Origin of the sequence: Bradyrhizobium sp. URHD0069 (assembly GCF_000701345.1) — a bacterium.
Lineage (GTDB): Bacteria > Pseudomonadota > Alphaproteobacteria > Rhizobiales > Xanthobacteraceae > Bradyrhizobium.
The window spans coordinates 48,785-70,783 of record NZ_JNIJ01000036.1 but is presented as its reverse complement, the minus strand read 5'-3'; the positions used below and the strand labels follow the sequence as shown (position 1 = coordinate 70,783).

The following is a 21,999-nucleotide window of genomic DNA, read 5'->3' as shown; positions in this document are numbered from 1 at the left end:
GTCTATATCAACGTCGTCGACGATTAAGTTTCGACGATCGCCAGTACCTGTCCTTCGGCAACCACATCGTCGAGGCTGACGAGAATGGATTTGAGCTTGCCCGCGGCAGGCGAAGCCACCGGGATTTCCATTTTCATGGCTTCGACGAATGCAACGTCATCGCCGTCGCCGACGCTTCCGCCCACTTCAATGGGAAGCGCGCAAACGCGCCCGGCCACCTCGGTTACAATCTTGATGTCTGGCATTTGGTTCTCCGGGACAGCCGCCGTGCGCATAGCGATCTGACTACGCGCATCATGAGGGGCGGGCGGCCCTCGGCCAATGGGGTCGGTTCAGATCTCTTCGGGACACCAGTTGTGGCCACAGATTGCCTGAGGTAGCTTGTTCTGCAAGTGGAATTTTATTCCGTGTGACGGAATGAACGGCGGGCCACCATGGGACGACGCTCGGAGCGGCTCAGTAAGCAGGGAATGCTCGCCAGCGATCTTGCAGGGGAGGGCGACGTTATTCAGGTGGTGTCGCGCGCCTTTGACGTGTTGCGCTGCTTCGAAGGCCATGAGGCGCGGCTCGGCAACCTGGAAATTTCCAATCGCTGCGGCCTGCCGCGATCCACGGTATCGCGCCTGACGCATACGCTGACCCGGATGGGCCAGCTCGTGTATCTGCCGCGCGACCAGAAATACCGTATCGGCCCGAGCGCGGTGGCGATGAGCACCTCGATGATGCGCGGGCTGCAGCTTCGCAATCTGATCCGGATGCGGCTGCAGGATGTCGCCGAACAATTGCCGGGGACCGTCGGGTTCGTGATTCCCGATCGCTTCCACCTCGTTTATCTCGAATTTGCCCGCGCCGCTAACGCGCTCGGTCTGTACGAAAGCACCGGCAGCCGCATCGCCATGGCCAGCACGGCCGCGGGCCATGCCTATACGGCCGCGCTCGATGCCGAGGTTGGCGACGCCCTGTTGGCGGAAATGGAACGTGAAATTCCGGAAAGCGCCAAACTGCTGCGGCCGCGTCTTGAAAACAACCGCCGCTTGCTGCGCGAACACGGCTATGTCGTCGCCTGCGGCCTATGGAGCCCGCATATCAACGGTCTCGCCGTGCCCCTGTGGTCGCCGCAATATCAAACCTTCGTGGTAGTCACGATCGGTCTTCTATCCGCGATGTATGATGAGAAGCGGTTGCACAAGGAGGTCGCACCGCGACTTGTGGAATTGGCTGCCGTGATCGGCAGCCTGCTTGAGGGCGCCGACGGAGATCTGTTCAACAACCGGCTGGAGAGGAAAGCGCTTCCAGTACCAACTGATAATAATCCGGCGCCAGCCCATAATAATAAAATCAGGACGGAGGATGCGAATGAACTGGAAGCTGGAACTCGACGACCTCGCCCGGCGCGAAGCGTTCGCGCGCGAGATGGGAGGCGTTGACAAGGTCCAGCGGCAACGCGACCAGGGCCGGCTCACCGTTCGCGAGCGCATCGACAAGCTGGTCGATCAAAAGAGCTTCCACGAGATCGGCGCGATTTCCGGCACGGGCGAATACGACGAGACCGGCAAGCTGATCAATCTGACGCCGGCGAATTGTGTGTTCGGCCGCGGCAAGATCGATGGCCGCACCGTGGTCGTGGTCGGCGACGATTTCACCGTGCGCGGCGGCTCCGCGGATGCCTCGATCTCTGCCAAGCCGCTGATGGCCGAGGAGATGGCGCACGACTTCCGCCTGCCGATCATCCGGCTGATCGAAGGCTCCGGCGGCGGCGGCTCGGTAAAAACAATCGAAACCAAGGGCGCCGCCAATCTGCCCGGCGGCATCGGCGGTACCCGCTGGTACTGGTACACGACGGCGAACATGGCCCGCGTGCCGGTGGTCGGATTGGGCCTCGGCTCGGTTGCGGGTTTGGGCGCGGCGAGGCTCGCGGCCAGCCATTATTCGGTCATGACCAAGAACTCGGCGATGTTCGTCGCGGGTCCGCCGGTCGTGAAGCGGCTCGGCCAGGATCTCAGCAAGCACCAGCTTGGCGGCGCCGAGATCCAGACCCGCGCGGGCGGCGTCGATGATGCCGTTGATACCGAGGAGGAGGCCTTTGCTCGGGCCAAGCGCTTCCTCTCCTATCTGCCGTCTTCAGTCTATGAATTGCCGCCGACGCTTCCCTGCGACGACGATCCGGAGCGTGCGGAGGAATCGCTGATGCAGGCGGTGCCGCGCAACCGCCGCCAGGTCTACAAGATGCGCCCCATCATCGACGCCGTCGTCGACAAGGGTTCGTTCTTTGAAATGACCAGCAATTTTGGCCGCCCGATCATCACCGGATTCGCCCGGCTGGAAGGCCGCGCGGTGCTGCTGCTCGCCAGCGATCCCTTTCACTACGGCGGGTCGTGGACGGCGGAAGCGTGCCAAAAGGTAGTGCGGTTCGTCGATCTCGCCGAAACCTTCCATCTTCCGGTGGTCTACCTGATGGATTGTCCGGGCTTCATGATCGGGCTCGAGGCCGAGAAGGCCGCAACCATTCGTCACGGCGTGCGGGCCATGGCCGCCGTCAACCAGACCACCGTTCCCTGGTGCACCATCATCGTGCGCAATTCCTTTGGCGTCGCCGGCGTAGTGCATCAACCGGCGGACCGGTTCTCGCTGCGCTATGCCTGGCCATCGGCCTATTGGGGCTCGCTGCCGCTGGAAGGCGGCATTGAAGCGGCCTATCGCGCCGACATCGAGGCCGCAGACGATCCGAAAGCCAAGCTGAAAGAGATCGAGGATCGTCTCAACAAGCTGCGCTCGCCGCTCCGGTCGGCTGAAAAATTCTGGGTCGAGGAGATCATCGATCCGCGCAAGACGCGTTCGCTGTTGTGCGAATTCGCGCGGCTCGCCGAGCCGCTCCGTACGCCTGGGCCTGCGACCAGCATGACCATCAGGCCGTAATTGTTGTCCCCATGGAGCGCATGTTGCGCGTCTCAAACCATGAGGTCCAGCGTGTTGCCATCCCTTGAGACGGCGCTTCGCGCCTCCTCATCAGGACAATGAAAGCCGGTCTCTACGCTGCTACCGGCTTTGGGTGCCGTGAGATTGCCAGCGTGATCAACGCGGCGACCACACATAGCGCGCCGGCGACGAAGAATGCCGGCAAATAGGTCGCGAGCATCGTCCGCGACAGGCCTGCGCCGAACGCCGCGATGCCGGCGCCCAATTGGTGGCCGGCGAAGATCCAGCCGAACACCAGATTGGCGCGCTCCGGCCCGAACCGCTGCGCGGTAAGCCGCACCGTCGGCGGCACCGTCGCGATCCAGTCGAGGCCATAGAACATCGCAAACAGCGACAGGCCGTAGAACGAGAAATCGGTGAACGGCAGGAACAGCAGCGACAGGCCGCGCAGGCCGTAATACCAGAACAGCAGCCAGCGATTGTCGTAGCGGTCCGACAGCCAGCCCGACACGATGGTACCGACGAAATCGAATATGCCCATCGCCGCGAGCAGGCTGGCGGCCTGGACCTGCGGAATCCCGAAATCGAGACACATCGGAATCAGATGCACCTGGATCAACCCATTGGTGCTGGCGCCGCAGATGAAGAACGTGGCGAACAGGATCCAGAACACGCGGGACTTCGCGGCATCGCGCAGCGCGCCGAGCGCCGCTGCCATGATCGGCGCGGTATTGGGCGGTGGCGCCGGCAATGGCTGCGTGCCCTCGTCGCCGAACGGCCGCAGCCCGACATCGCCCGGCCGATCACGCATGGTCATAAATACCGCGAAAGCCGCGATCCCGAGCATGACGCACACCAGCCCCAGCGCGACCCGCCAGCCCATCCGTTCGGTGAGGCCGGCGAGCAGCGGCAGGAACACCAACTGCCCCGTCGCCACGCTCGCGGTGAGAATTCCAACCACGAGGCCGCGCCGCGCTGCGAACCAGCGCGCGGCGATGGTCGCGCCGAGCACCAGCGCGGTCATGCCCGTGCCGATGCCGATCACCACGCCCCACAGCAACATCAATTGCCAGAGCTTTGTCATCGCCAACGAGGCCACAAGGGCCGACACAACGATCAGCAATGCCGACAGCGTTACGTTGCGCAGGCCGAAACGGTTAAGCAGCGCGGCTGCGAACGGCGCCATCAGCCCGAACAGGATGAAGCGGATCGACAGCGCCGAGGAAATCTCCGCGGTGGTCCAGCCGAACTCGTGTTGCAGCGGCACGATGAACACGCCGGGCGCGCCGACGGTGCCGGCAGTGATCAGCGTCGTCAGGAACGTCACGCCGACCATCACCCAGCCGTAGTGGATGTTGCGGCGGGCGAGGGCGGCTGACAGCCAATTGGAGATCATGGGTCTTCCTGTCCGGAATTCCGGACGATGATGAGGTGCGACGACCAAACCAGTTTGGCGCTAGTGGACGATGCGTTCTACCGCGATAGCAGTAGCTTCACCGCCGCCGATGCACAGCGCTGCGACGCCGCGCTTCAGATTGTGCGCTTCGAGAGCGTGCAGCAGCGTCACGATCAAGCGTGCGCCGGTGGCGCCGATGGGGTGGCCGAGCGCGCAGGCGCCGCCGTTGATGTTCAGCTTGTCGCGGGGAATACCCAAGTCGCGCTGCGCCGCCATCGCCACCACGGCGAACGCCTCGTTGATCTCGAACAGATCGACATCACCGACGCTCCAGCCGACCTTGTCGAGCAACTTGCGGATCGCCGGGATCGGCGCGGTCGTGAACCACTGCGGCTCCTGGCTGTGGGTGGCGTGGCCCTTGATCTCGGCAAGCGTCGGAAGGCCGTCACGCTCGGCGAGCGATCGCTTGGTGAGAATCAGCGCCGCGGCGCCGTCGGCATTTGCCGAAGAGGCGGCGGGCGTAATGGTGCCGTTGGCACGGAACGCCGGCTTCAATCCTGGAATTTTGGCGGGATCGACCTTCAGCGGATGCTCGTCATTGCCGATCGTGCGCGGACCGGCCTTTTCCGTAACCGTGAGCGGCACGATTTCGGCTATGAACGCGCCGCCTTCCACCGCCTTACGCGCCCGCGTCAGGGTTTCCATGGCGTATGCGTCCTGAGCGGCGCGGGTGAACTGATAGGCCTCCGCGGTGGCCTCGCCGAAATCGCCCATCGAGCGGCCGGTCTCATAGGCGTCTTCGAGGCCGTCCATGAACATGTGGTCGATGATGCGGTCATGGCCGGCGCGATACCCGTTGCGCGCCTTCGCCAGCAAATAGGGCGCATTGGTCATGCTCTCCATGCCGCCGGAGACCACGATCTCCGCCGAGCCGGCGTTGATGATGTCATGCGCCAGCATGGTGGCCTTCATGCCGGAGCCGCAGACCTTGTTGACGGTCGTCGCCCCGGTCGCGTCCGGCAGCCTGGCGCCGCGAGCGGCCTGGCGTGCCGGAGCTTGGCCCTGTCCGGCCGGCAGCACGCAACCCATGAACACTTCATCGATGCGGTCGGGCGACAATGTTGCCCGCTCGACGGCGGCCCCGATCACATGGGAACCGAGCGTATGCGCGCTGAAAGAGGAAAGATCGCCCATAAACCGGCCAAGCGGCGTGCGGGCGGCGGAAACGATGACGACGGGATCGGAAGCTGTGGCCATATCGGGTGCTCCTCAATTTCTCGCGCTTCGCGAGAGCGGTATCGTTTGGATGATATGCATCATATGATGCATCGCAAAATTTGCAACCATCGCGGCGGATTAATTGTCGTGAGATGGACTGGAGCGTTTTCAAGCGAAGTGGAAACCGGTTCGCATCAAGAAAACGCGTCAAATCAAGAATCTAGAGCCCCGTTTCGATTCTATCGAAACGGAAAAGGTTCTGGCCGGTGGAGGCCCGGGTGGATCCAACAACCAACACTGTCATCATCCGCGCAGGCGGATGATCCAGTAAACACTGCGTTCGATGATTACTGGATACCCCGCCGTGCATGCAATCGGGCGGCGCTTTGCGCCGACCCGTTGGCGGGCATGACGACTTCTTGAGGCGACGGACTATTTGCAGTTAGCAGGCTTCGCTACCGCTTCCTGTCGATGAAACCCTGCATCAGCCGGTGCGGCTCGTCGGTCAGGAACGATCGCCCGAACACGCCGATGCTGAGGTTGACGGATTCCGTCAGCGGCAGCTCTTCCCATTGTCTGAGCAGGGCTTTCTGCGAACGCAGCGCTTCGGGACCGCATTCCAGAAGCGCCGCCACTGTGCGCTCGACCGCGGCATCGAGGCCGCCTTCCGGCGCGGCGACGTCGACCAGCCCCCAGGCGAGCGCGGTAGGTGCGTCGATATTTTCGGCGGTCATCACCAGCCAGCGGGCGCGGCCCCAGCCGATCAGCCGTGGCAGCAGCGCCGCATGGATGACGCTGGGAATCCCGACCCTGACCTCCGGCATACCAAACCTGGCGTCGTGCGCGGCAATCCGGAAGTCACAGGCGGCGGCGACTTCCAGCCCGCCGCCCAGGCACCAGCCGGGCATGCGCGCGATCACCGGCGCCGGAAACGCGCGCACCGCTTCGCAGAGATCACGCAAGCCCGTGATGAATTTCTCGGCGGCGGCCTGATCGAGCTTCGCCATTTCCTTGATGTCGGCACCGCCGATCATGCTCTTCGGGCTTTGCCCGGCGATGACGAGGACCCGAATCTGCCGGTCCGTCGAGAGGGCCTCCAGCCCTTCGCGAACGCCCTTGATGGCGGCCGATCCGAGGATATTGAGCGAGCCGGCGTTGCAGATCGTCAAGCGGACGACGCCGCGCGGGTCGCGATCGACGCCACAATAGGGATTGAGCATTTGCATGGACGGTCTCGCAATCGCAAGGGCGCGGGTCGGCGGGTATCGTGCCACTTCCCGAGGAATAGGCTGTCTTGTCAAGCGCCAGTCACTGCGGCGGCGCAACCGCTGCGAAGTGGCTTCGTCCACGACGGTGCCGGCAATCTCGCGGTGCACGCGACCGCGCGCCTTTCGCGCCGATGGGGAGGCCGCGCCAACGAGTAAATTGACGAAATAACATGCAGCTTTATGCGGCAACAGATGTTATTATATGACTGCAAACATCTTATGGGGCCGCCGATGCGTTATTCGAAGGAACATAAGCTCGAGACCCACGCGCGAATCGTGAAGAAAGCCTCGGTGCGGCTTCGCGAGAAGGGTGCGCATGGAGTTGGTGTCGCCGACCTGATGAAGGACGCGGGGCTTACTCATGGCGGGTTCTACGCCCATTTCGATTCCCGGGAAGCGCTGGTGATCGAGGCTTTTGCCTACGCGATGGATCGCTCGACCGAGCGCTGGCGCAAGATCGCGGAGCAGACGCCGCCGGACAAGCGGGTGACGACCATCGTGGAATCCTACCTGACGCCGGAGCATCGCGATGATCCGGGTCGTGGTTGCGCCATTCCAACCCTGGCCGCGGAGATCGCGCGCGAGAGCCCGAAGACTCGCAAGGCGTTCGCCGCCAAGCTGGAGCAGATGATCGACGCGCTCGCCGCGCAGATTCCGGACGTTCCGCGCAAGGCCGCGCGCAAACAGGCGATGGCCACGATCGCCACCATGATGGGGACGATGGTGCTGGCCCGCGTCGCCGGCAACGGCGACTTTTCCGACGAAATTCTCGGCGCCGGGCGCGATGCCGTGCTCGCTGGCGCAACTCCGCCGAAGCGGGCGGCGAAGAAATCCGCGCTCCGGAAAGCCGCTACCTCAGCTCGGCACTGACAAGGCCAGCCGGTAATCCCATACGACATTGGTTCAATGTCCCGGAAATGCGGTCGCATGCCCGCATTTTCGCAAATGCGTTGCGCGTCGAGGCCCTTTCCAAACGCCGCAAAGACTGCAAGATGCGGCCAAACCTGCACTCGCGAAGGTCTTGGAGGAACGCATGCGTACAATCGGACATTTTATCGGCGGCCGCGAGGTCAAGGGCACTTCGGGCCGGTTCGCGGACGTATTTGAGCCGATGACCGGCGATATTCAGGCCCAGGTGGCGCTGGCTTCCAAAGCCGAACTACGCGCCGCGGTCGAAAACGCCAAGGCGGCGCAAGTGGAGTGGGGCGCCACCAATCCGCAGCGCCGCGCCCGCGTGATGATGAAGTTCCTTGAACTGGCGCAGCGCGACTACGACAAGCTGGCCGATCTCCTGGCGCGCGAGCATGGCAAGACCGTCCCCGACGCCAGGGGCGACATCCAGCGCGGCCTTGAGGTGGTGGAATTCGCCTGCGGCATTCCGCATCTCATGAAGGGCGAATATACCGAGGGCGCCGGCCCGGGCATCGACATCTATTCGATGCGCCAACCCCTGGGCGTCGTCGCCGGCATCACGCCGTTCAATTTCCCCGCGATGATCCCGATGTGGAAATTCGCGCCCGCGATTGCCTGCGGCAACGCGTTCGTGCTCAAGCCGTCGGAGCGCGATCCCGGCGTGCCGATGGCGCTGGCAAAGTTGATGATCGAGGCGGGCCTGCCGCCGGGCATCCTCAACGTCGTCAATGGCGACAAGGAAGCGGTCGATGCGATCCTCGACGATCCCGATATCCGCGCCGTCGGCTTTGTCGGCTCCTCGCCGATCGCGCAATACATCTACGAGCGCGCCGCCGCCACCGGTAAGCGTGCGCAATGTTTCGGCGGCGCCAAGAACCACGCCATCGTCATGCCGGACGCCGACATGGACCAGACGGTCGATGCGCTGATCGGCGCGGGCTATGGCTCGGCCGGCGAACGCTGCATGGCGATCTCGGTGGCGGTGCCCGTCGGCAAGACCACCGGCGACCGGCTGATGGAGAAACTGATTCCGCGCGTCGAGAGCCTGAAGATCGGCACCTCGATCGATCCGTCCGCGGATTACGGTCCGCTGGTCACCAAGGAGGCGCTTGATCGCGTCAAGAACTATGTCGAGATCGGCATCAAAGAGGGTGCCACGCTGGCAGTCGATGGCCGAGGCTTCAAGATGCAGGGCTACGAGAAGGGCTTCTACATGGGTGGCTGCCTGTTCGACAACGTCACCAAGGACATGCGGATCTACAAGGAAGAGATTTTCGGACCCGTCCTCTCGGTGGTGCGTGCCCACGACTACAATGAGGCTTTGAGCCTGCCGTCCGATCACGATTACGGCAATGGTGTTGCGATCTTCACCCGCGACGGCGACGCCGCGCGGGATTTCGCGGCCAAGGTCAATGTCGGCATGGTCGGGATCAACGTGCCGATCCCGGTGCCGATCGCCTATTACACTTTCGGCGGCTGGAAGAAATCCGGCTTCGGCGATCTCAACCAGCATGGCCCGGATTCGATCCGCTTCTACACCAAGACCAAGACGGTGACGGCGCGTTGGCCCTCCGGCGTCAAGGAGGGCGCGGAGTTCTCGATTCCGACCATGAATTGACCCGGCGCATGATCTCCTGAGACAGGCGCGCAGATCGGATGCAATTCGCTCTCAACGAGGACCAGATTGCGGTTCGCGATATGGCGCGGGAGTTTGCCGCGGAGAAAATCGCGCCGCATGCGATCCGCTGGGATGAGGAGAAGCATTTCCCTGTCGACGTCATGCGCGAGGCGGCCACGCTCGGCATCGGCGGGGTGTACATCCGCGATGACGTCGGTGGCTCGGCGCTGACGCGGTTCGATGCGGCGCTGATCTTCGAGGCCTTGGCGCAGGGTTGCCCGACCGTGTCGGCGTTCATCTCGATCCACAACATGGCTTCCTGGATGATCGATGCCTTCGGCAACGACACCCAGCGGAAAAAGTGGCTGCCGAAGCTCTGTACCATGGAGCTATTGGCGAGCTATTGCCTGACCGAGCCCGGCTCCGGATCGGATGCGGCGGCGCTTCGGACCCGCGCGGTGCGCGATGGCGACCACTACGTGCTCAACGGCCAGAAGCAGTTCATTTCCGGCGCCGGCAGCGGCGACCTCTATGTGGTGATGGTGCGGACCGGCCAAGATGGACCCGGTGGCATCTCGACGCTCGTTATCGAGGGCGATACGCCCGGGCTCTCGCTCGGCGCCAATGAGCGCAAGATGGGCTGGAACGCGCAACCGACCCGCGCCGTGATTTTCGAGAATGCGCGCGTGCCTGTTGCCAATAGGTTGGGCGATGAAGGCATCGGCTTCAAGATCGCGATGGCCGGGCTCGACGGCGGACGGATCAATATCGCGGCATGTTCGCTCGGCGGCGCGCAATCCGCACTCGACAAGTCGCTGGCCTATATGAAAGAGCGCAAGGCCTTCGGAAAGCGCCTCGACGAATTCCAGGCGCTGCAATTTCGCCTTGCCGACATGGCGACCGAACTGGAGGCGGCACGGACCTTTGTCTGGCGCGCGGCAGCGGCGCTCGACCGCAAGGATGCCGACGCGACCATGTTATGCGCGATGGCAAAATGCTTCGGCACTGACGTAGGCTTCGAGGTTGCCAATCAGGCGCTGCAATTGCATGGCGGTTACGGCTACTTGAGCGAATACGGCATCGAAAAAATCGTGCGCGATCTGCGCGTGCATCAGATTCTCGAAGGCACCAACGAGATCATGCGGCTGATTGTTTCGCGCAAGCTGATCGAGGGAGCGTGATGACGGTTTCCGCGGTTGCGTTAGCGGGTCAAGAACCCGATCTGATCGCGCGGCGCGAAGGCGCGGCCGGCATTATCCGCCTCAACCGGCCGAAAGCGATCAATGCCGTGACGCTGGAGATGTTTCGCGACATCGACAAGGCGCTGGACGAATTCGAGTCTGATCCCGCGATCGGCCTGATCCTGCTGGAAGGCGCCGGCGACCGAGGTCTCTGCGCCGGCGGCGATATCCGGGCGCTGTATGAAAGCTCGCAAGTCAAGGGCGATCTCGGCAAGATACTGTGGCGCGAGGAGTACATCCTCAACGCGCGCATCGCCAAGTTCTCAAAACCCTATGTCGCCTTCATGGATGGCATCGTGATGGGCGGCGGCGTCGGGCTCTCCGCGCACGGCCGCCATCGCGTTGTGACCGAGCGGACCAGGCTTGCAATGCCGGAGGTCGGTCTCGGTTTCTTTCCGGATGTCGGCGGCACCTGGCTGCTGTCGCGCTCGCCGGGAGAGATCGGCACTTATTTCGGATTGACCGGTCAAACCATGAATGGGCCGGATGCGATCTATGCGCGTTTTGCGGATGCGGTCGTGCCCTCGAACAAACTCGGCGCCCTGCGCGAGAAGCTCGTCAACCTTCGCGCGGGCGTGAGCTCTACCGAAGTGAAAGCCGTGATCGATAGTTTTGCGACCGGCGAGACATCAGGACCTGTCGCCGCCATCCAGTCGCAAATCGACCCCTGGTTTGCCTGTGACCGGATGGAAGATATCATCGCGGCGCTGCAGCGGGATGGTTCGGAACTGGCGCAATCGACGCTGAGGATATTGAACGAGAAGTCACCGCGCGGCATGGTTGTCGCCTTAAAACTGTTGCGGCTGGCGCGGGCTTCGTCCTCGCTGGAGGAATGCCTGGTGCGGGAGTATCGCGCCGCGCTGGAAGTGTTCGCGAGCGACGATTTTCGCGAAGGCGTGCGCGCGGCGGTCATCGACAAGGACCGCAATCCGCGCTGGTCGCTATCGCGGATCGAGGACGTGACGCCTGAGATGGTTGCGCCTTACTTCGCGGAACTCGGCGCCGACGAACTGGTGTTCGACAAAGCAAAATAGAGACGCCTTGAGCGGAGGGAAGTAGACATGGCAAACATTGCCTTCATCGGGCTCGGCAACATGGGCGGCCCGATGGCCGCCAATCTGGTCAAGGCCGGTCACAGGGTCACAGGCTTCGATCTGGTGGAAGCCTCGCGCAATCAGGCGAAAGCCGATGGTGCAGGGATCGCCGACAGCGCGGTTGGCGCGGTGAAGGGCGCCGAAATCGTCATTACCATGCTGCCGGCGGGCAAACATGTTCTTTCGGTTTGGACCGAGATTTTGCCGTCGATGGGCAAGGGATCGCTGATCATCGATTGTTCGACGATCGATGTCGAAAGCGCGGTGCAGGCCCATGCGCTGGCGTCGGAGCACGGCGTCCTCTCGGTCGACGCGCCGGTGTCCGGCGGCACCGGCGGCGCCAAGGGTGCGACGCTGACCTTCATGGCGGGCGGCGAGGGCAAAGCCTTCGCTGCGGCGAAGCCGGTGCTGGAAAACATGGGCAAGAAAATCGTGCATTGCGGCGGCGCCGGTGCCGGGCAGGCGGCGAAAATCTGCAACAACATGATCCTGGGCATTTCCATGATCGCGGTCGGCGAAGCCTTTGCGCTTGCCGAAAAGCTCGGCCTGTCACATCAGGCGCTGTTCGATGTCGCCTCGACCTCGTCAGGGCAATGCTGGTCGCTGACGACGTATTGTCCGGTGCCGGGTCCGGTGCCGACGTCGCCTGCGAATAATGACTACAAGCCAGGCTTTGCCGCGGCCTTGATGGTGAAGGACCTGACGCTGGCACAGGATGCGGCAAAGGCCGCCGGGGCGGCGACGCCGCTCGGCAAGCACGCGCAGGAAATTTACAAGGCGTTCGACGCCGCGGGAAATGGCGGGTTGGATTTTTCGGGCATCATCCAGCATGTCCGCGGCCTCGCCGGAAAATAGCTGATGACCACTTTCCAGGAGGCGCGCTCGTTTCTGCTCAAGCACCGCACTGACTACGATGCGGCGGTGAAGGGATTCCGTTGGCCGGATCCGGTGCCGTTCAACTGGGCGCTGGACTGGTTTGACGCGGAGCTGGCGGGCAATTCCGAAAGCAAGCATCGGCCGGCGCTGTGGATCGTCGATGCCGTCAGCAACCAAGAGACAAAAGTGTCGTTCGCCGCGCTGTCTCGTCGTTCCAATCAGACCGCGAATTTTCTCCGCGCGCAGGGACTGAAGCGCGGCGACCATTTGCTGCTGCTGCTCGGAAACGTCGTTCCGCTGTGGGAGACCATGCTGGCGGCGATGAAGCTCGGCGTGGTGGTGATCCCCGCGACCACGCTGTTGACGCCCGATGAACTGCGTGACCGGCTCGATCGCGGCGGCGCCAGGGTGGTGGTGGCATCGCAGGAGCAGGTCGCGAAAATCGCCGGTCTCGGCGGAGATCAACTTGTTCGCATCGTGGTCGGTGCGCCGTCGAAGCATGAGGGCTGGCTCGCTTACGAGCAAGCCGCGGATTTTCCAGAAACGTTCAAGCCGGACGGACCGACCAACGCCGACGACCCGATGTTGCTGTATTTTACTTCCGGCACCACGGCAAAGCCGAAGCTGGTACGGCACAGCCAGCGCAGCTACCCCGTCGGCGGACTGTCGACAATGTACTGGCTCGGGCTGCAGCCCGGCGACATCCATTTGAACATTTCCTCGCCGGGCTGGGCCAAGCACGCCTGGAGCTGCTTCTTCGCGCCGTGGAATGCCGGCGCGACCGTGTTCGTGGTCAATCAGCCGCGTTTCGACGCCAAGGGATTGCTCGCAACGATTGGCCGTTGCGGCGTCACCACGCTCTGTGCGCCGCCGACGGTGTGGCGGCTGTTCATTCAGGAGAAGCTGGCAACGTTCAAGGTGTCGCTGCGCGAGGTTTGCGGCGCCGGCGAGCCGCTCAATCCCGAAGTGATCGATCAGGTTCGCGCGGCATGGGGACTGACGATCCGCGACGGCTACGGCCAGACCGAAACCACAGCGCTGGCGGGGAATTCGCCGGGCCAGAAGGTGAAGGTCGGATCGATGGGCCGGCCGTTGCCCGGCTATCGCGTGCAGATCACCGATACTGACGGGCAGGTTACGAAAGAGGGCGAGGTCACCCTGGTGCTTGGTGCTGACCGGCCCGCGGGCCTGATGCAGGGCTATCAGGGTGACGGCGGCAAATTGAGCGGCGCGGACGGCGATCTCTATCGCAGCGGCGATGTGGTGTTTGCCGATGATGAGGGTTATCTCACCTTCGTCGGCCGCTCCGATGACGTCTTTAAATCATCCGATTACCGGATCAGTCCGTTCGAGCTTGAGAGCATTTTGCTCGAACATCAATCGGTCGCCGAGGCCGCCGTGGTTCCCAGTCCTGATCCGATCCGACTTGCGATCCCGAAAGCCTATGTGCTGCTGGCATCGGGCGCGGAGCGCTCGGCGGAAACCGCGCTATCGATCTTTCGCCACCTGCACACGCGGCTCGCTCCGTTCAAACGCATCCGGCGGATCGAGCTCGTGACGGAGCTGCCGAAGACGATTTCCGGCAAGATTCGCCGCGTACAGTTGCGCCGTCTGGAGAACGACAGTAATCGCGACGATCCGCTAAGGGGCGAGGAATTCCGCGAGGAGGATTTCCCGGAACTGCAAAAACTGCGGCCGGCTGGTTCAGTGGAGAATTGATTGGATGAATGAAGTCTGGAAGAAGCCGCCGATCTCGCTTGAGGCCTATCAGCAAATGGTCGGCCATGAGGTCGGCGTGTCCTCATGGCATCTAATCGATCAAAAGCGGATCGACGTCTATGCTGATGTGATTGAGGATCATCAATTCATCCATGTCGACCCCGAACGCGCGAAGCGGGAAACAGCCTTCGGCACGACAGTGGCGCACGGATTTCTGACGATGTCGCTGATGAGCATCATGTCGTATGAGGTAATGCCGGTCATCCAGGGTACGACAATGGGAATCAATTACGGCTTCGACAAGCTGCGTTTCATCTCGCCGGTGCGCTCAGGTTCGCGCGTCCGTGGCCGCTTTAGGCTCGCGGAAGCGAAGCTGAGAAAGCCGACCGAACTGCTGTCGTGCACCAATGTCAGCGTCGAGATCGAGGGCGAGGAAAAGCCCGCGCTCGTGGCCGACTGGATCGGCCTGATCTACTTCGCATGACCACCAGCCGTCATTGCCGGGCTTGACCCGGCAATCCATCACTGATCAAAAACCATCGAATTTGGATGGATGCCCGGATCAAGTCCGGGCATGACGAGCGAACAGGAATCCATACATGACAATCAGGTTTGACGGACGCGTCGCTATCGTCACCGGCGCGGGCAATGGCCTTGGACGGGCGCACGCGCTGGGACTGGCGAGCCGCGGTGCAAAGGTCGTCGTCAACGATTTCGGCGGCGCCCGCGACGGATCCGGCGGATCGATCACTCCGGCGCAAGGCGTGGTTGAAGAAATCCGCAAGGCCGGCGGCGTGGCGATGGCCGACGGCGCCGATGTCTCTGACTTCGAGCAGGTCACGGCGATGGTGGATCGCGCAACCAAAGAATGGGGCAGTGTCGATCTAATCTGCGCCAACGCTGGCATCTTGCGCGATAAATCTTTCGCCAAGATGGAGTTGGCCGATTTTGCGAAGGTGCTGGACGTCCATCTCACCGGCACGTTCTATTGCTGCAAGGCGGTGTGGAATGGCATGCGCGAGCGCAATTACGGTCGCATCGTCGTCACCACCTCGTCGTCGGGCCTGTTCGGCAATTTTGGCCAGGCCAATTATGGCGCCGCCAAAGCCGGCATGGTCGGCCTGATGAACGTGCTGGCCGAGGAAGGCCGCAAGAATAACATCCGCGTCAACACGATTTCGCCGACTGCGGCGACGCGGATGACGGAAGAACTGCTTCCGCCGCAGGCGCTCGCGCTGATGAGGCCGGAAGCGATCACGCCGGCGGTACTGTATTTGCTCGGCGAGGATGCACCGACGCGCACGATCATGGGCGCGGGGGCGGGGTCGTTCGCGGTGATCAAGATCATGGAAACCGAAGGCGTCAACCTGCCGCAATCCGATTGGACGCCCGACGCAGTCGCCGCGCATTTCGCCGAGATCAGCGACATGTCGAAGGCGAAGGCATTGGAAGGCGCGTTCCAGCAGACCCAGAAATATGTCGAACAGGCCGCGGCGAGGGCGGGCGTGAAGCTTTGATGTCATTCCGGGGCGATGCGAAGCATCGAACCCGGAATCTCGAGATTCCGGGTCCACGCGAAGACGCGTGTCCCGGAATGACCGCTGTTTTTTGCGGTCCGCGAATCCAGCCTACACTCGCGGCATGACCCCATCTCCTACAAATCACGTCGCCGTCATCGGCGCCGGTCCTGCCGGCCTGATGGCGGCCGAGGTGCTGGCGCAAGGCGGCGCTACCGTCACGGTTTATGACGCCATGCCGTCGGCGGGCCGCAAGCTCCTGATGGCCGGACGCGGCGGGCTCAATCTGACGCACAGCGAAGCGATGCCGGAATTTTTGAAGCGATATGGCGAGGCGATGCCGCATATCGCGCCTGCTATCGACGCGTTCCCGCCTGCCGCGTTGCGCGCATGGAGCGAGGCGCTGGGACAGCCGTCCTTCGTCGGCTCCAGCGGCCGGGTTTTCCCAAATGCGTTCAAGGCTTCGCCCTTGCTGCGCGCATGGCTGCGGCGGCTGGATTCCATGAGCGTGCAACTCGCGCTGCGCCATCGCTGGATCGGCTGGGACGCGGATGGCCGTCTATTGTTTCAAACTCCTGGCGGGCAACGCGCCGTCGACGCGCGCGCAACGGTGGTCGCGCTCGGCGGCGCGAGTTGGCCGCGGCTTGGGTCCGACGGCGCTTGGGTCGAAATGCTCGCTGGGAAAGGTGTGACGATATCGCCGCTCAGGCCCGCCAATAGCGGTTTCACTGTTGCCTGGTCCGATATCTTCCGCGACCGCTTCGAAGGCCAACCGCTAAAAAGCGTTGCGCTGTCATTTGGTGCGCACACCGTGCGCGGCGAAGCGGTCATTACCCGATCCGGCATCGAAGGCGGCGCGATCTACGCGCTGGCGGCCGGCTTGCGCGAGGCCATCGCCAGTTCCGGGCAGGCGACGCTCCGCATCGCATTGCGGCCCGATCTCGGGGAGGACGACCTGATGGCGCGGCTGTCGGCTCCCAAGGGCAAACAATCGCTCTCCAATTTTCTGCGAAAGGCGGCGCAGCTTTCTCCAGCCGGTATTGGACTGTTGCAGGAGGCGGCGATTGCTTCAGGCGTGTCGCTCTCATCGCTGTCGCCTGCAAGCCTTGCCGGATTGATCAATGCCGTGCCGATTGAACTCAACGGTGTCGCGCCGATCGCACGCGCGATCTCGACCGCGGGCGGAATCGCATTCAGCGAACTCGACGCCGACTTTATGATCCGCCCCTTGCCCGGCGTCTTCGCCGCCGGCGAGATGCTCGATTGGGAAGCGCCGACCGGCGGCTATCTGCTGCAGGCCTCGTTTGCCACGGGGGCAGCGGCGGGAAGGGGTGTGTTGAAGTGGCTGGAGAGGCGAATAGCGAGTGGCGAATAGCGAATGGAAGTTTCCTATTCGCCATTCGCCACTCGCTATTCGCCTACCGCAGCTTCCCGCGCGCCGCGACTGGCAGCGTGCCGACGATCTCGTCGCCGCGCACCATCACCACCTCATCCATCATGTTGACGACGACGCAGACGTGGTTCGGCACAATCCGGACCACATCGCCGACATTGGGGCGGGTATTGCTGCGCGTGAGGTCGAGAAAGCCGTGCTCTTCGGCAAAGCGCGCGATCTTCGCCTCCGGATGTTCAAGGATCAGCCCGTGGCCGTCGAGCCCGCCGCCGGTGTCGGAGGTGAGCGTCTTTGAACCGGCGTCGAGAATGCCGCGATCCGGGCCGGCCCGGCTCACCACGGTCGAATAGATGCTCAGCGCGCAATCGTCCCAGGTCGCGACGCCGGCCGCGACCTGCATCCGGTCGTTGTAGATGTAGGTGCCGGGCCGATGCTCGGTGGCTCCTTTGAGTTTGCCGACATTCTTTAGATTTGGCGTGCCCCCGGTAGACACCATTGCCGCGTCAAGTCCGTGCGCGCGGACGCCGGCCAAAGCTTCGTCGTAAAATCGTTGTGCTTCTGGCCAGCCGCTCTCCGTCGGATACAGCATGAAGCCGGCAAACGTGAGCCCCTTTGAGGCCGCGATCTCGCGCGCCAGCGCGACCGCTTCCGCCGGCGTTTCGACCCCGGCGCGCTTGCGTCCGGTGTCGCACTCGACCACGACCGAGAGCGGGCGGCCGGAAATAGCAGCGGCCTGCGGCAGGCCCGCGATCACAACCGGATTGTCGGCGGCGACGGTCATGTTGGCCTTGGCCTGCAGCGCGCCGAGCCGGGCCATCTTTTGCTCGCCGATCAGGTTGTAGCTGATCAGGATGTCATCAATGCCGGCGTCCGCCATCACCTCCGCTTCGCCGAGTTTCTGGCAAGTGATGCCGCTGGCCCCGGCGGCAATCTGCAGCTTCGCCAGCATCGGGCTCTTGTGGGTTTTGATATGCGGGCGATTGGCGACGCCGGCGGCGTCGCACGCCGCCTGGATCCGCGCGATGTTGCGCTCGACGCGATCCATGTCGATCACCGCGGCGGGCGTGCCGTATTCGCGGGCTATCTTGGCGGCGAGGGGTGTGGTCATAAGGTCGGCTCCGGTTGTGTATTCCCGTCATTGCGAGCCAACGGGTCGCGCAACGCGCGCCCGATGATAAACTCCGCGAAGCAATCCAGCCTAATGCCATGTTTAAAGAAGCTGGATTGCTTCGTCGCAAGTGCTCCTCGCAATGACGGTGGAATTATCCTGTGGCCTCAGGCCTGTTCGATTTCTTCGCGCAGCACTTCGAGCTCCAGCCATTTGTCTTCAGCCGCCTGCAGCTCTTTCTGCGCCGTCGTAAGCGCGGCCGAGGCGGTATCGAATTTCTTGCGATCCTTGGTGTATAGATTGGGGTCGTCAAGGTGCCGCTGCTGCTTTGCGATTTCGGCCTGCAGTTTGGCGATCGTCTTCGGCAGCGTTTCCAGCGCGTGCTTTTCGTTGAAATTGAGCCGGCGCCTGGATGCGCCCGAAGCCGCGCCGCCCTTGGTTCCCTTTGCGGTTTCGGCCGCGGCAGCCTTCACCGCCTCGCGCTTCAAATCCGCGCCGCGCTGCGCCAGCATGTCGGTATAGCCGCCGGCGTATTCGACCCAGCGGCCGTCGCCCTCCGGCGCGATCACCGAGGTCACTACCCGATCGAGAAAATCGCGGTCGTGGCTGATCAGGATCACGGTGCCGGCGTAGTCGCCGAGCATTTCCTCCAATACGTCGAGGGTTTCGAGATCGAGATCGTTGGTCGGCTCGTCCAGCACCAAGAGGTTGGAGGGTTTTGCCAGTGCGCGCGCCAGCATCAGCCGGCCGCGTTCGCCGCCGGAAAGCACTTCCAGCGGCGTTCGCATCTGCTCCTGCCCGAACAGAAAATCCTTCATGTAGCTGACAACATGCTTCGGCTTGCCGCCGACCATCACGTGGTCGCTGCGTCCGCCGGTTAGGGCTTCCGCGAGCGTCGATTTGGGATCAAGGCTTTCGCGATGCTGGTCCAGCGTCGCCATTTCGATGTTGGCGCCGAACCGGATGGTGCCGCTATCGGGCGGCTTCGCACCGGTCAGCATGTCGATCAGCGTGGTCTTGCCGGCGCCGTTCGGCCCGACGATACCGATGCGGTCGCCGCGCTGAACCCGTATCGAGAAGCCGTCGACGATCTTGCGGTCGCCATACGAGCGGCCGATGTCCTTGGCTTCGATGATCAGCTTGCCGGATTTGTCCGCTTCCGCGGCGGCGAGGTTGGCGTTCCCCGCGGCGCCGCGATAGTCGCGGCGCTGGTCGCGCAGTGCGTAGAGATTGCCGAGCCGCTTGACGTTGCGCTTGCGGCGGCCGGAAACGCCGTAGCGCAGCCAATGCTCCTCGTTGACGATTTTACGGTCGAGCTTGTGCTGGTCGCGCTCTTCCTCCGCCAGCACCTCGTCGCGCCAGGCCTCGAACGCGCTGAAGCCGCGGTCGATCTGCCTGATCTGACCGCGATCGAGCCACGCGGTGCTCCGCGACAGATTTGAAAGGAAGCGGCGGTCATGGCTGATGATGACCAGCGCGCTGCGGCGGCCGCCGAGTTCGCTCTCCAGCCATTCGATAGTGGTGAGATCGAGATGGTTGGTGGGCTCGTCCAGGAGCAGGATATCGGGCGAGGGCGCCAGCACGCGCGCCAGCGCCGCGCGGCGGGCTTCGCCGCCGGATACATTCGCGGGGTCTTCGTCGCCGTGAAGCCCGAGTTGCTCCAGAACGTAGCGGGCCTGATAGTGGTCGTCACCGGGGCCGAGGCCTGCTTCGACATAGGCCAGCGTCGTGGCGAAGCCGGCAAAATCCGGCTCCTGCGGCAGATAGCGGATGGTGGCGCCGGGCTGCACGAAGCGGCTGCCGCTGTCGGGTTCGACGAGGCCGGCCGCGATCTTCAGCAGCGTCGATTTGCCGGAGCCGTTACGGCCGATCAGACACACGCGCTCGCCTGATGACACCGACAGTTCGACGCCCGACAATAGCGGTGTGCCGCCGAAGGTCAGCTTGATGTCTTTCAACTGGATTAGCGGAGGCGCCATAGCGTTTGATTCAACTCTGTTTCTGTGCCGGTTGCTCCGCGCGTTGGCGCTGGATGCGGCGGATGGTCTGATCGAGCGCCGACAGGAACGCCGAGCGATCGCGCGGAGCGAACGATTTGGGTCCGCCGGTCACCTCGCCGGATGAACGCAAATCGGTCATCAGGTTGCGAACCGCGAGCGTCATCCCGATCGACTGTTCGGTAAACGGCTTGCCGTTCGGCGCGATCACCTCGGCCCCCGCTTTGACGCAGCGGCTCGCCAGCGGGATATCGGATGTAATGACGATATCGCCCCTTCCGGCGCGTTCCGCGATCCAGTCATCGGCGGCGTCCATCCCCGCACCGGCCGCGACACGCTCGATCATCGGGTCCTGCGGCACCCGAATGAAATTGCCGGCGACGACGCTGACGGGCAGGCCATGACGGGCGGCGACGCGGTAGATTTCGTCTTTGACCGGGCAGGCGTCGGCGTCGACATAGATGCGGGTGGTGTTCAAGAATGGCGTCATCGGTTGGGATTTAGGCGGGGAACGCGGGTGCTCCCGGATGCACGGGTGGTACTCCATCGGAAGCGGAATTGCGAGCAAAACAGCTGATGGAACGCGCTTGCCACGGCATTTTGTTCGCGTACGATTATCGACAGAAAAGCCAGCCAAATCAGGGAAACAGGCATGACGAGCCGCATCGAGCCGTATCGCGTCTCGGCCTACAACACCTCAAAGCAATCTGAAAACAAGATACATGACGACACCGTTGCGAAGCGGTTCGGCTTCAGCGGCGGGCTCGTCCCCGGCGTCGATGTGATGGCCTACATGATGCACCTGCCGGTTTCGAAATGGGGCCGCGCCTTTCTCGAGCGCGGCTTGATCGAGGCGCGTTTCGTCAAGCCGGTCTATGATGGCGAGACCGCCGACGTCACCGGGGAGGAGGGCGATGGCGGGCTTGTGATCAAGGTTGAAAGCCGTGGACAGCTCTGTGCCACCGGGAGCGCGTCATTATCTGCGTCCGCTCCAGCCGTCTCGATGTCGGACTTCAGCGAAACCGCTGCCGTGACGGAGCGCAGACCGGTCGACGCAACGTCATATGAACTCGGCAAGTGGCTCGGCACGGTTCCGCGCGCCTGGGCCGGCGATGTGGCGAGAGATTACCTGACGGACATTCGCGAGACCGATCCGATCTACGCCAGCGAAGGACTAGGTCATCCCGGCCTGCTGCAGCGAGTTATGAACAAGGTGCTGGTCGACAATGCCATTCTCGGGCCGTGGATCCATGTCGGCAGCCGGATGCAGCTTCTCAACGCGGCTCGCAGTGGCGATGAACTGACGGCGCGCGCCAAGGTGACCGGCAACTATGAAAAGAAGGGCCACCGTTTCGTTGAACTCGACGCGCTGGTCGTCGCCAACGGCCGCAGCCCCGTGGCGCATTGCCAGCACATTGCGATCTACCAGCCGCGCGAGCAGGCAGCGGCCTAAAGGGGGCACGTGCGACTTCTCTCAACTCGTCATTGCCGGGCTTGACCCGGCAATCCATCCTCTTCGCAAGACTCTCGTGAAAGATTGATGGATACGCGGGTCAAGCCCGCGTATGACGGATGTTGGATGTAGCGCACGTCTCTCCAACATCCACCTCGTCGTCCCCCGCGAAAGCGGGGACCCAGTACGCCGCGGCGTCACGACTCAATCACTACCAGCTTTGGAATACTGGATCGCCCGGGCAAGCCGGGCAACGACTGTTGCGTGTGGTCC

The 21,999-nt window shown here is 63.2% G+C and carries 19 protein-coding genes; 12 read left to right on the top strand and 7 right to left on the bottom strand.

The window, feature by feature from the left end; translation table 11 throughout:
• Positions 1-23 precede the first annotated feature (23 nt).
• Positions 24-245: an acyl-CoA carboxylase biotin carboxyl carrier protein subunit gene (locus N554_RS0121675; protein ID WP_029585393.1), complete on the bottom strand. Its 222-nt coding sequence runs from the start codon at positions 243-245 to the stop codon at positions 24-26.
• A 189-nt stretch (positions 246-434) separates the two neighbouring features.
• On the opposite strand from N554_RS0121675, the gene N554_RS0121670 reads away from it, so the two are divergent.
• Together N554_RS0121670 and N554_RS0121665 are read left to right on the top strand one after the other, a co-directional pair.
• On the top strand, positions 435-1,427 hold the full coding sequence (locus N554_RS0121670; protein ID WP_029585392.1) for an IclR family transcriptional regulator: 993 nt from the start codon (positions 435-437) through the stop codon (positions 1,425-1,427).
• Positions 1,357-2,916, top strand: a complete 1,560-nt coding sequence (locus tag N554_RS0121665; RefSeq protein ID WP_029585391.1) for an acyl-CoA carboxylase subunit beta — start codon at positions 1,357-1,359, stop codon at positions 2,914-2,916. Before N554_RS0121670 ends, N554_RS0121665 begins: the two co-directional genes overlap by 71 nt.
• A 112-nt stretch (positions 2,917-3,028) precedes the next feature.
• On the opposite strand, the gene N554_RS0121660 is transcribed toward N554_RS0121665, so the two are convergent.
• The 3 genes from N554_RS0121660 to N554_RS0121650 all read right to left on the bottom strand — a co-directional run bounded on the left by N554_RS0121660 (position 3,029) and on the right by N554_RS0121650 (position 6,756).
• The gene (locus tag N554_RS0121660) at positions 3,029-4,312 is read right to left on the bottom strand and encodes an MFS transporter (RefSeq protein ID WP_029585390.1); all 1,284 of its coding nucleotides are present in this window, start codon (positions 4,310-4,312) and stop codon (positions 3,029-3,031) included.
• A 60-nt stretch (positions 4,313-4,372) separates the two neighbouring features.
• Entirely contained in the window at positions 4,373-5,569 is a 1,197-nt protein-coding gene (locus N554_RS0121655) for an acetyl-CoA C-acyltransferase (protein WP_029585389.1), read from the bottom strand.
• A 416-nt stretch (positions 5,570-5,985) separates the two neighbouring features.
• A complete protein-coding gene (locus N554_RS0121650) occupies positions 5,986-6,756 on the bottom strand; it encodes an enoyl-CoA hydratase (protein WP_029585388.1) in 771 nt (256 codons plus the stop codon).
• Between the two features lie 273 nt (positions 6,757-7,029).
• Between N554_RS0121650 and N554_RS0121645 the strand changes: the two genes are divergently transcribed.
• The 9 genes from N554_RS0121645 (at position 7,030) to N554_RS0121605 (ending at position 17,150) form a co-directional block, all read left to right on the top strand.
• Positions 7,030-7,668, top strand: coding sequence for a TetR/AcrR family transcriptional regulator (locus N554_RS0121645; RefSeq protein ID WP_029585387.1), 639 nt, complete (start codon positions 7,030-7,032; stop codon positions 7,666-7,668).
• A gap of 163 nt (positions 7,669-7,831) precedes the next feature.
• Positions 7,832-9,328, top strand: a complete 1,497-nt coding sequence (locus N554_RS0121640; RefSeq protein WP_029585386.1) for a CoA-acylating methylmalonate-semialdehyde dehydrogenase — start codon at positions 7,832-7,834, stop codon at positions 9,326-9,328.
• Between the two features lie 38 nt (positions 9,329-9,366).
• Positions 9,367-10,509: an isobutyryl-CoA dehydrogenase gene (locus N554_RS0121635; protein WP_029585385.1), complete on the top strand. Its 1,143-nt coding sequence runs from the start codon at positions 9,367-9,369 to the stop codon at positions 10,507-10,509.
• Positions 10,509-11,603 (top strand): enoyl-CoA hydratase/isomerase family protein, encoded by a 1,095-nt coding sequence (locus N554_RS0121630; protein ID WP_029585384.1) that lies wholly within the window; start codon positions 10,509-10,511, stop codon positions 11,601-11,603. The genes N554_RS0121635 and N554_RS0121630 overlap by 1 nt, the downstream gene beginning before the upstream one ends.
• Before the next feature lie 27 nt (positions 11,604-11,630).
• Entirely contained in the window at positions 11,631-12,518 is an 888-nt protein-coding gene (mmsB, locus tag N554_RS0121625; protein WP_029585383.1) for a 3-hydroxyisobutyrate dehydrogenase, read from the top strand.
• Between the two features lie 3 nt (positions 12,519-12,521).
• Positions 12,522-14,258, top strand: coding sequence for an AMP-binding protein (locus tag N554_RS0121620; protein WP_029585382.1), 1,737 nt, complete (start codon positions 12,522-12,524; stop codon positions 14,256-14,258).
• 4 nt (positions 14,259-14,262) lie between these two features.
• A complete protein-coding gene (locus N554_RS0121615) occupies positions 14,263-14,742 on the top strand; it encodes a MaoC family dehydratase (RefSeq protein ID WP_029585381.1) in 480 nt (159 codons plus the stop codon).
• Positions 14,743-14,857: 115 nt separating this feature from the next.
• Positions 14,858-15,775 (top strand): SDR family NAD(P)-dependent oxidoreductase, encoded by a 918-nt coding sequence (locus N554_RS0121610; protein WP_029585380.1) that lies wholly within the window; start codon positions 14,858-14,860, stop codon positions 15,773-15,775.
• Positions 15,776-15,899: 124 nt separating this feature from the next.
• The gene (locus N554_RS0121605; RefSeq protein WP_029585379.1) at positions 15,900-17,150 is read left to right on the top strand and encodes a BaiN/RdsA family NAD(P)/FAD-dependent oxidoreductase; all 1,251 of its coding nucleotides are present in this window, start codon (positions 15,900-15,902) and stop codon (positions 17,148-17,150) included.
• 43 nt (positions 17,151-17,193) lie between these two features.
• On the opposite strand, the gene N554_RS0121600 is transcribed toward N554_RS0121605, so the two are convergent.
• The 3 genes from N554_RS0121600 to N554_RS0121590 form a co-directional block, all read right to left on the bottom strand.
• A complete protein-coding gene (locus N554_RS0121600; RefSeq protein WP_029585378.1) occupies positions 17,194-18,276 on the bottom strand; it encodes a D-TA family PLP-dependent enzyme in 1,083 nt (360 codons plus the stop codon).
• Between the two features lie 167 nt (positions 18,277-18,443).
• The gene (locus N554_RS0121595; protein WP_029585377.1) at positions 18,444-20,255 is read right to left on the bottom strand and encodes an ABC-F family ATP-binding cassette domain-containing protein; all 1,812 of its coding nucleotides are present in this window, start codon (positions 20,253-20,255) and stop codon (positions 18,444-18,446) included.
• A 10-nt stretch (positions 20,256-20,265) separates the two neighbouring features.
• The gene (locus N554_RS0121590) at positions 20,266-20,763 is read right to left on the bottom strand and encodes a YaiI/YqxD family protein (protein ID WP_029585376.1); all 498 of its coding nucleotides are present in this window, start codon (positions 20,761-20,763) and stop codon (positions 20,266-20,268) included.
• A gap of 162 nt (positions 20,764-20,925) precedes the next feature.
• Between N554_RS0121590 and N554_RS0121585 the strand changes: the two genes are divergently transcribed.
• Positions 20,926-21,726 (top strand): hotdog family protein, encoded by an 801-nt coding sequence (locus N554_RS0121585; RefSeq protein ID WP_029585375.1) that lies wholly within the window; start codon positions 20,926-20,928, stop codon positions 21,724-21,726.
• The last annotated feature ends 273 nt before the right edge of the window (positions 21,727-21,999 follow it).

Bases quoted from the DNA above. Each gene is read 5' to 3' on its own strand.
- N554_RS0121670 (WP_029585392.1), top strand. From the start codon at position 435: ATGGGACGACGCTCGGAGCGGCTCAGTAAGCAGGGAATGCTCGCCAGC.
- N554_RS0121630 (WP_029585384.1), top strand. From the start codon at position 10,509: ATGACGGTTTCCGCGGTTGCGTTAGCGGGTCAAGAACCCGATCTGATC.
- mmsB (WP_029585383.1), top strand. From the start codon at position 11,631: ATGGCAAACATTGCCTTCATCGGGCTCGGCAACATGGGCGGCCCGATG.
- N554_RS0121635 (WP_029585385.1), top strand. From the start codon at position 9,367: ATGCAATTCGCTCTCAACGAGGACCAGATTGCGGTTCGCGATATGGCG.
- N554_RS0121590 (WP_029585376.1), bottom strand. From the start codon at position 20,763: ATGACGCCATTCTTGAACACCACCCGCATCTATGTCGACGCCGACGCC.
- N554_RS0121650 (WP_029585388.1), bottom strand. From the start codon at position 6,756: ATGCAAATGCTCAATCCCTATTGTGGCGTCGATCGCGACCCGCGCGGC.
- N554_RS0121655 (WP_029585389.1), bottom strand. From the start codon at position 5,569: ATGGCCACAGCTTCCGATCCCGTCGTCATCGTTTCCGCCGCCCGCACG.
- N554_RS0121640 (WP_029585386.1), top strand. From the start codon at position 7,832: ATGCGTACAATCGGACATTTTATCGGCGGCCGCGAGGTCAAGGGCACT.
- N554_RS0121675 (WP_029585393.1), bottom strand. From the start codon at position 245: ATGCCAGACATCAAGATTGTAACCGAGGTGGCCGGGCGCGTTTGCGCG.
- N554_RS0121610 (WP_029585380.1), top strand. From the start codon at position 14,858: ATGACAATCAGGTTTGACGGACGCGTCGCTATCGTCACCGGCGCGGGC.
- N554_RS0121665 (WP_029585391.1), top strand. From the start codon at position 1,357: ATGAACTGGAAGCTGGAACTCGACGACCTCGCCCGGCGCGAAGCGTTC.
- N554_RS0121605 (WP_029585379.1), top strand. From the start codon at position 15,900: ATGACCCCATCTCCTACAAATCACGTCGCCGTCATCGGCGCCGGTCCT.
- N554_RS0121595 (WP_029585377.1), bottom strand. From the start codon at position 20,255: ATGGCGCCTCCGCTAATCCAGTTGAAAGACATCAAGCTGACCTTCGGC.
- N554_RS0121620 (WP_029585382.1), top strand. From the start codon at position 12,522: ATGACCACTTTCCAGGAGGCGCGCTCGTTTCTGCTCAAGCACCGCACT.
- N554_RS0121660 (WP_029585390.1), bottom strand. From the start codon at position 4,312: ATGATCTCCAATTGGCTGTCAGCCGCCCTCGCCCGCCGCAACATCCAC.
- N554_RS0121600 (WP_029585378.1), bottom strand. From the start codon at position 18,276: ATGACCACACCCCTCGCCGCCAAGATAGCCCGCGAATACGGCACGCCC.
- N554_RS0121615 (WP_029585381.1), top strand. From the start codon at position 14,263: ATGAATGAAGTCTGGAAGAAGCCGCCGATCTCGCTTGAGGCCTATCAG.
- N554_RS0121645 (WP_029585387.1), top strand. From the start codon at position 7,030: ATGCGTTATTCGAAGGAACATAAGCTCGAGACCCACGCGCGAATCGTG.
- N554_RS0121585 (WP_029585375.1), top strand. From the start codon at position 20,926: ATGACGAGCCGCATCGAGCCGTATCGCGTCTCGGCCTACAACACCTCA.